This is a genomic window from Thermodesulfobacteriota bacterium (assembly GCA_036482575.1).
Taxonomy (GTDB): domain Bacteria; phylum Desulfobacterota; class GWC2-55-46; order GWC2-55-46; family JAUVFY01; genus JAZGJJ01.
The window spans coordinates 1-7,897 of sequence record JAZGJJ010000026.1; the positions used below are offsets into that span (position 1 = coordinate 1).

The 7,897-nt window shown below is 59.1% G+C and carries 10 protein-coding genes; 2 read left to right on the plus strand and 8 right to left on the minus strand.

Annotated features, from left to right (window positions below):
* Positions 1–602, minus strand: a 602-nt coding sequence (locus V3W31_00940) for a GTP-binding protein (protein ID MEE9613504.1), incomplete at its 3' end; no start/stop codon positions are given.
* 158 nt (positions 603–760) lie between these two features.
* Here V3W31_00940 and V3W31_00945 point away from each other — a divergent pair.
* Both V3W31_00945 and V3W31_00950 read left to right on the plus strand, forming a co-directional pair.
* Entirely contained in the window at positions 761–1,876 is a 1,116-nt protein-coding gene (locus V3W31_00945) for a sensor domain-containing diguanylate cyclase (GenBank protein MEE9613505.1), read from the plus strand.
* A gap of 135 nt (positions 1,877–2,011) precedes the next feature.
* The gene (locus tag V3W31_00950; protein MEE9613506.1) at positions 2,012–2,512 is read left to right on the plus strand and encodes an Hsp20/alpha crystallin family protein; all 501 of its coding nucleotides are present in this window, start codon (positions 2,012–2,014) and stop codon (positions 2,510–2,512) included.
* Positions 2,513–2,607: 95 nt separating this feature from the next.
* Here V3W31_00950 and V3W31_00955 read toward each other — a convergent pair whose 3' ends face one another.
* The 7 genes from V3W31_00955 to V3W31_00985 all read right to left on the minus strand — a co-directional run.
* Complete coding sequence (locus V3W31_00955) at positions 2,608–3,558, minus strand: UDP-glucuronic acid decarboxylase family protein (protein ID MEE9613507.1); 951 nt, start codon at positions 3,556–3,558, stop codon at positions 2,608–2,610.
* A complete protein-coding gene (locus tag V3W31_00960) occupies positions 3,555–4,694 on the minus strand; it encodes a DegT/DnrJ/EryC1/StrS family aminotransferase (protein ID MEE9613508.1) in 1,140 nt (379 codons plus the stop codon). Before V3W31_00960 ends, V3W31_00955 begins: the two co-directional genes overlap by 4 nt.
* A gap of 71 nt (positions 4,695–4,765) precedes the next feature.
* Entirely contained in the window at positions 4,766–5,185 is a 420-nt protein-coding gene (nusB, locus tag V3W31_00965; protein MEE9613509.1) for a transcription antitermination factor NusB, read from the minus strand.
* 44 nt (positions 5,186–5,229) lie between these two features.
* On the minus strand, positions 5,230–5,709 hold the full coding sequence (gene ribE, locus V3W31_00970) for a 6,7-dimethyl-8-ribityllumazine synthase (protein MEE9613510.1): 480 nt from the start codon (positions 5,707–5,709) through the stop codon (positions 5,230–5,232).
* 17 nt (positions 5,710–5,726) lie between these two features.
* Entirely contained in the window at positions 5,727–6,974 is a 1,248-nt protein-coding gene (locus tag V3W31_00975; GenBank protein MEE9613511.1) for a bifunctional 3,4-dihydroxy-2-butanone-4-phosphate synthase/GTP cyclohydrolase II, read from the minus strand.
* A gap of 22 nt (positions 6,975–6,996) precedes the next feature.
* Complete coding sequence (locus V3W31_00980) at positions 6,997–7,644, minus strand: riboflavin synthase (protein ID MEE9613512.1); 648 nt, start codon at positions 7,642–7,644, stop codon at positions 6,997–6,999.
* 63 nt (positions 7,645–7,707) lie between these two features.
* Positions 7,708–7,897 (minus strand): dihydrofolate reductase family protein (locus V3W31_00985; protein MEE9613513.1); only part of this gene is annotated, 190 nt, incomplete at its 5' end.

A 7,897-nucleotide genomic window follows, 5' to 3' on the forward strand; every position in this document is an offset into this window, starting at 1 on the left:
CCGGTAACGACCGTACCGAACCCCTTTATGGAGAACGAACGGTCTATCGGCAGCCTGAAGAAAGCGGACGGCCCGGAACGCTCGCCCCCCTCCGCCCCCTCTACCATATCCGAGAGCTGTCCCTTGAGTTCATCGATCCCCTCGCCCGTAGCCGTTGAGACGGCCACCACCCGGGAGCCCTTCAGCACCGTAGGGCTTAAGAGCGCCCGTATATCCCCGGCTACTTCCTTAACCCTCTCCGGCGTTACGAGGTCCGTCTTGGTTATGACAAAGACACCCCTTTCGACCCCGAGGAGGTGGACTATTTCCAGGTGCTCCCTCGTCTGCGGCATAACCCCGTCGTCCGCCGCAACGCAGAAGAGCACCATGTCTATGCCGGTCACCCCGGCAAGCATATTCCTTATGAAGCGCTCGTGGCCCGGCACGTCCACAAGCGCGGCGTCGAGGCCGCCCGGGAGGGTAAGACGCGCGAACCCGAGCTCTATCGAGACCCCCCGCCGCTTCTCCTCCCTGAGCCTGTCGGTGTCGATGCCAGTAAGCGCCTTGACTAGGGCGGTCTTCCCGTGGTCTACGTGTCCGGCTGTCCCTATAATGCACGGCATAAAAAACAAAATATCCCGTATACCCGTAAAAGTCCAGAGGATTCAAGCCGTGCCGTGCTGCCGTGCTACGCTGCCGAGACCCTGAATAGACTTGCCATAGGCCGTACAAGTGAAGTATATTAATATTTTTGGGGAAGGGGAACTAAGGATAAGAGCCAATGCATATAAACATCGCGGAAAAATCGGTCCTCGACAGGGTGCTCAAGAGGAAGCGGATGGCCGGGCACGACGGCGAAGAGGTGGACCTGACCGGAACGATAAAGTCTGTCCTCGGATGGGCCAACGAGTTCGTCCCCTCTGAGTCCGGCTCCATACTACTGGACGACCCGGTACTGGACAAGCGTAAGAAGAAACCGGGGCGGCTCTACTTCGTCGCCTGCTTCGGAGAGGGCTCCGCCCCCATCACCGGAACGGCCATACCTGCAGCCGTCGGCATAGTCGGCAAGACGTACCGGCGCGGCACGCCGTACATAAGCGAACGCGTAAAGGACGACAGCTTCTTCTACGACGGGATAGACAAGAAGACCAACTTCAGCACCAAGTCCATAGTCTGCGCGCCCATAAGGATACGCGGTGTGACTATAGGCGTAATAGAGCTTATAAACAGGCTGGACGGGACCAACTATGCCCCCAGGGACCTGACGCTTCTGGAGATATTCGCCGGGTATACCTCCACGCTCATACAGAACTCGCTCGACGCCAAGAGGTTCGAGGAGTTGTCCATAATAGACAACCTGACCGGGCTCCACAACGACAGGTTCCTCTTCTATAACATGGCAAAAGCCGTCGTACCCTCCCTGCGAGAGAACAAAAACCTTAGCTTCGTCTACTTCGACCTCGACAGGTTCAAGGAGGTAAACGACACGCACGGGCACCTTGCCGGCAGCGAGCTCCTCCGGGAACTGGGCTCGATCATAAAGGACATTATCGAAGGCACGAAGTTCGTGGCGGTCAGGTACGGCGGTGACGAGTTCGCGATCGTCCTTCCCGGGGTAGACCTTGAGGCCGCAGAAGGGTTCGCGGAGGACTTAAGGAAGACCATAGAAGGCCACGTCTTCCTCGCGCACAAGGTCCCGGGATACGGAAGGCCGCTCAATATAAAAGGGCTCATAACGGCCAGCTTCGGGGTCGCGGCCCTGGGTCTTGAAACCGCCACGCTGGACGAGGTAAGGGGGGCGCAGGAGACCCTCTTGAAGCAGGCCGACAAGGTGATGTACGAATCCAAGGACAAGGGCAAAAACACGGTTACCTCAGTGGCGGTGAAGCCCTATTAGCCGCACCCGTTCCCCCCCGTAACCGACTATTTAACCTACACTTTTCAGCCTCCCGAATCGCCCTCTCGACTTGACACGGCGCTACTCCGGTCATATACTATAAATAGGTACTCGGGTTGCCGAGTGCGGGATGAGGTGAAAGCCTTAAGGGAGGTGATAGAGATGCTAACGCTCAAGAAATGGGACCCCTTTACCGAGCTCTCCACCATCCACAAGGAGATGGACGAGTTCTTCAAAAGGACGGTCGGCTCCATAGCCCCGGTGCTCTTTAAAGGCGAGTGGTATCCCGCCTTTGAGAGTTACATCAAGGGGGAGGAGTTGGTAGTTCATGCCGATCTGCCCGGTATCGACCCCAAGGACGTGGATATCTCCATATCCGGCGACAAGCTCACCATAAAAGGCGAGCGGAAGGCCGAGAAAGAGGAGACGACCGGCGAGTACCTCTTCCGGGAGACCTCTTACGGCTCTTTCGAGAGGAGTATGACTCTGCCGGAGGGCGTGAACGTGGACAAGGTCCACGCCTCTTACAACCACGGCGTCCTTGAGATCACCATGCCGGCGGAGGCGGCGGCACTGCCCAAAAAGGTGACCGTTGAGGTGGAGGAAGAGAAGAAGAGAGGTAGGAAAGCAGCCTGAGGCCTGAAGGAAAAAAAACAGAGGCTCCCGCCTCATCCCGTAAGAAAACCGGTTAGCGCCAGGCAGGCCAACCGGTTTTTTTTGCGCCGTGCGCGTCAGCCCGTTGGCGTCCCTTTTTTTATCCTGGAGCTGAAATACTCGATGGTGCGGAGAAGGCCGTCCTTAAGCGGGGTCGAGGGGCTCCAGCCGAGCTCCTTTTTCGCGAGGCTTATGTCGGGCCGCCGCCTGGTAGGGTCGTCCTGGGGAAGTTTTTTCCCGACTATCTTCGAGTCGCTGCCAATAAGCTCCTTCACCAACTTGGCGAGATCCATTACGGAGGTCTCCTCGGGGTTCCCGAGGTTAACGGGGCCGGGAAAATCCCCTTCTTTATCCATCATAGCGACCATGCCGTCGACCATGTCGTCGATATAGCAGAAAGAGCGCGTCTGGCCGCCGTCGCCGAAGACGGTAATCTCCTCGCCCTTCAAGGCCTGCACGACGAAGTTACTGACCACCCTGCCGTCGTTCTCGAGCATCCTCGGGCCGTAGGTGTTGAATATCCTGATCACCCTTATGTCCACCCCGTTCTGCCTGTGGTAGGCGAACATAAGAGACTCCGCGCACCTCTTGCCCTCGTCGTAGCAGGCCCTCGGCCCTATGGGGTTTACGTTCCCCCAGTAGCTCTCGGGCTGTGGGTGCAACTCGGGGTCGCCGTAGACCTCGGAGGTGGAGGCCTGGAGCAGCCTGGCCCTGACCCTCTTCGCGAGCCCGAGCATATTGAGCGCGCCCACGACGTTGGTCTTTATGGTCTTAACCGGGTTGTACTGGTAATGGACCGGCGAGGCCGGACAGGCGAGGTTGTATATGCGGTCGACCTCCAGGAGTATCGGGACGGTGATGTCGTGGCGTATCAGCTCGAACCGGGGATCCTCCATGAGGTGGGCTACGTTCTCCCTTCGCCCGGTAAAGAAGTTATCGAGGCAGAGGACCTCGTGGCCGTCCTTAAGGAGCCTCTCCGAGAGGTGCGAGCCTATGAAGCCGGCCCCTCCTGTAACGAGTATTCTCACCTGCGTCCCCCTCCCTTCGAATAGAATCCGGCTATGGCCGCTACGACGTACTTTATCTCCGAGTCCTTAAGCTCCGGGTACATGGGCAGCGCCACGGTCTCCCGGGCGGCCCTCTCGGACTCGGGGAAGTCCCCTTTTTTATAACCGAGCGAGCTAAAACTCTTCTGGAGGTGCAGCGGCACGGGGTAGTATACCTCGGTCGATACGCCTTTTTTCGACAGGTGTTCCCTCAGGCGGTTTCTCTTCTTAACGCGCAGCACGTACTGGTTGAAGACCGAGCGGTTGCCTTCGGTAATGACCGGGAGCGTAACGAACTCCGAAAGTCCCGCCTTTTTGAAAAGGGCGTCGTACCTCGCGGCCTTCTTTATCCTGCCCCCGGTCCAGCCCTCGAGGTATCTGAACTTGACCCTCAGGACCGCGGCCTGCATCTCGTCGAGCCTCGCGTTGGTGCCGATGAGCGTATGGTAGTAGCGCCTGTTGCTGCCGTGGACCCTGAGCATCCTCAAGGTTTCGGCGGTTTTCTTACTGCCCGTGGTAAGCATCCCGCCGTCGCCGAAGCCGCCGAGGTTCTTCGACGGGTAGAAGGAAAAGCACCCCACGTCCCCGATGGAGCCGGCCCTCCTGCCCCTGTACTCCGCGCCTATGGCCTGGGCCGCGTCCTCGATAACCTTGAGTCCGTACCTGCGGGCGGTTTTTTTAATAGGGTCCATCTCCGCCGTCTGGCCGTAGAGGTGGACCGGGATTACGGCCTTGACTCCCTTGCTTTTCCTCTTCAAGCAGGCACGAATCCCATCCGGGTCTATATTGTAGGTGGCGGGGTCTATATCCACGAATACCGGTCTGGCACCGAGCAGCGAGATGGCGCCGGCGGTCGAGAAGAACGTATAGGGTGTGGTTACGACCCCGTCGCCGGGGCCGACGCCCGAGGCCATGAGTGCCAGGATGAGCGCGTCCGTGCCCGAGCCGCACCCGACACCGTACCGGGCGCCCGAGTAGGATGCGATCTCGGTTTCGAGCGCGGAGACGTTCGGGCCCAGCACGAACCTCTGCGAGTCGCAAACCTTCTCTATTTCCCGCAACACCTCGCGCCTTACCTGGCGGTATTGCCCGGAGAGGTCAAGAACGGGTATCTTCAAGCGGTTCCCTCCACAAAAAATATGCGGCCTTTAAAAGCCGCGCGATTAAGAGTTATCTATTCCCCCGGAGCCTAAACGGCCTTCTTCGAAGCGGCCTCTTTCGCCGCGTGGTCGAGTATGCCGTTTACGAAGGCACCAGACTCCTCGGAGCCGTACCTCTTCGCCAGTTCCACGGCCTCGTCTATGACCACCTTGTAGGGGGTGTCGGGACAGTGGCGAAGTTCGTACACCCCGACCCTCAGGACGTTCCTGTCGACAACGGGCATCCTCTTGAGCGCCCATTTCTCCGAGTACTCTTCGATGAGCCGGTCTATCTCTTCAATATTGTCCGTCACGCCGAAGACGACGGCCTCGCAGTACTTAAGGGCTTCGGGGGTCAGGCGGAACTTTTCGGTGACCGAGGCGAGCACCTCGGCGGTTTCGCCGTCGGCCATCTCGGCCTGGTAGAGCGCCTGGAGCGCCGCCTCTCTCGCCTTTCGTCTCTCGTGCACGTCTCTCTCTCCGAAGGCTCTGTTCCGCAACGCCCGGCTTGCGGCTACGCCCTCTTCCCCTTGCCGATCGTCTTCAAGAGGTTGGCCATCTCTATCGCCGTAAGGGCCGCGGCACTTCCCTTGTTGCCGCTCTTGGTGCCCGCCCTCTCTATCGCCTGCTCGAGCGTGTCGGCGGTTATAACGCCGAACGCTACGGGCACGCCGCCGTCGAGCGAGACCCTCGCGAGCCCCTTGGCCGTCTCCGAGGCTACGTAATCGAAGTGCGGGGTGGAGCCCCGGATTATGGCGCCGAGGCAGATTATCGCGTCGTAATTCTTGCCGGAGAGCTTTCTGGCCACAAGCGGCATCTCGAAGGAGCCAGGCACCTTCACCACGTCTATGTCGCCGTCGCCGGCCCCGCTCCGCGTGAGCGTGTCCAGGGCGCCGGAGAGGAGCCTGTCGCTTATAAAGTCGTTGAACCGTGACACCACTACCGCCATCTTAAGCCCTTTGGCGGAAAGGTTACCTTCGAACGTCTTCGGCATATGACCTCCCTATTTCCTTATTTCTTTTGAGCCCGCTGTGCATCCCGCGCCTCGGGTATATCGAGCTTGGTCAGGATGTGTCCCATCTTCTCTTTCTTGACCCTCAGGTACTCGACGTTCTTCACGTGCGGGGAGGACTCTATGGGAACCCTCTCCACGATGTCGAGCCCGTATCCCTCAAGCCCCTTTATCTTCTTGGGGTTGTTGGTCATGAGCCTCATCTTCCCGACGCCGAGGTCCAGGAGTATCTGGGCCCCGATGCCGTAATCGCGGAGGTCGGCATCGAAGCCGAGCCTCTCGTTGGCCTCCACGGTGTCAAAACCCTCGTCCTGTATGGAGTAGGCCTTGAGCTTGTTGACGAGCCCTATGCCTCTGCCCTCCTGGTGCATGTAGAGGAGCACTCCCTTTCCCTCGGCCTCTATCATCTTCATGGCGCCCTTCAATTGCTCGCCGCAGTCGCAGCGCTCCGAGCCGAATACGTCTCCGGTAAGGCACTCCGAGTGCACCCTCACGAGCACGGCCTCGTCCTCTTTTATTTCGCCCTTTACGATTGCCAGGTGCTCGTGGAAGTCCACCTGGTTGGTATAGGCTATAGCCCGGAACTCGCCCCCGAAACGGCTGGGCAGACTTGCCTCGGCCTCCCTCTCGACGAGCCGATCCTTCTTGAGCCTGTACTCTATTATGTCGGCGATAGTTACTATCTTCAGGTCGTACTTGCCGGCGAACCTCTCGAGGTCCGGCATCCTGGCCATGGTGCCGTCGTCCTTCATGATCTCGCATATAACGCCCGCGGGCTTCAACCCGGCGAGCCGGGCGAGGTCTACCGAGCCCTCCGTCTGGCCGGTCCTCACCAGCACCCCACCCTTCCTGGCCCGGAGCGGGAATATATGGCCCGGCCGGACGAGGTCGTCGGGCTTCGCGTCGTCGGCGACAGCCGCCCGTATGGTGACGGCCCTGTCGCCAGCGGATATGCCCGTGGTAACGCCGTGCCTCGCGTCCACGGAGACGGTAAAGGCGGTCCTGAATAGAGAGGTGTTGTCGTCGACCATCGGCTTGAGCCCGAGTTCGTCGGCCCTGTCTTCGGTAAGCGTCAGGCAGATAAGCCCCCTGGCCTCCTTTGCCATGAAGTTCACGGCCTCCGGGGTAATGAGCTCGGCGGCCATGCAGAGGTCGCCCTCGTTCTCCCTGTCCTCGTCATCGACGACGACTACCATCCTGCCCGCCCTTATATCCTCTAATGCCGCTTCTATCCTCTTTACAGACATCTCTTTACTCTCCTCCCCGGTCTCATCCTATGAACCCGTGCTCCTTAAGGAAGCCCTCGGTTATGTTTTTTCCGCCGCCTCCGCCCCCTTTAAGGACCCGCTCGACGTACTTGCCTATTATATCGGTCTCTATATTCACCTTTGTACCCGCACGCTTCTCGGAGAGCGTGGTGTTCTCGATGGTGTGCGGGATGATGACGGTTCTAAAACCCTTATCCGTAAGCACGGCCACGGTGAGGCTTATGCCGTCCATCGCAACCGAGCCTTTCCGGACGAGCTGCGGCAGAAACTCCCGGGGGACGCTAACCTCTATGTCGAGGTTCTCCCCCTTTTCTGCCTTTCTCTCGACCGTGCCCACGCAGTCCACGTGGCCGGTTACGATATGCCCTCCGAGCGGCTTTGAAAGTGTCAGGGCCAGCTCGAGGTTCACCCTCTCTCCGGGCCCGGCCGAGCCAAGGGTCGTAAGTTTTAGCGTCTCGTCCGAGACGTCGGCGCTGAAGGTGTTGCCCTTAAGCGCCACGACCGTCAGGCAGGCTCCGCTGACCGCGATACTGTCGCCCACGGCCACCCCGCCGAGGTCAAGGGCGGTCTCAACCGTTATTCTACCAGATGTGCCCTTTTTTTCAACAGTTTTTACGGTCCCGATGGCTTCTATTATACCTGTGAACATTTTTTCCCGGTCATCAAAACTACGCGGTTAAAGAGCCCTCATCTAAATATTCAACTCCAGAGCTCAACGGCAGGCAGTTAGCTTCCCCTCTACCAGTATATCCCGCCCTATTTTCTTCATCTCAAGCCCTTTCAGGCTGATTCCCCCGGCGATCTTCCGAATCCCCATCTCCCCCACTGCCGGGATGGCGTCACCGCCGAGCAGCATAGGAGAAAGAAAAAATAGCACCTTATCCACAACCCCGGCCTTTATC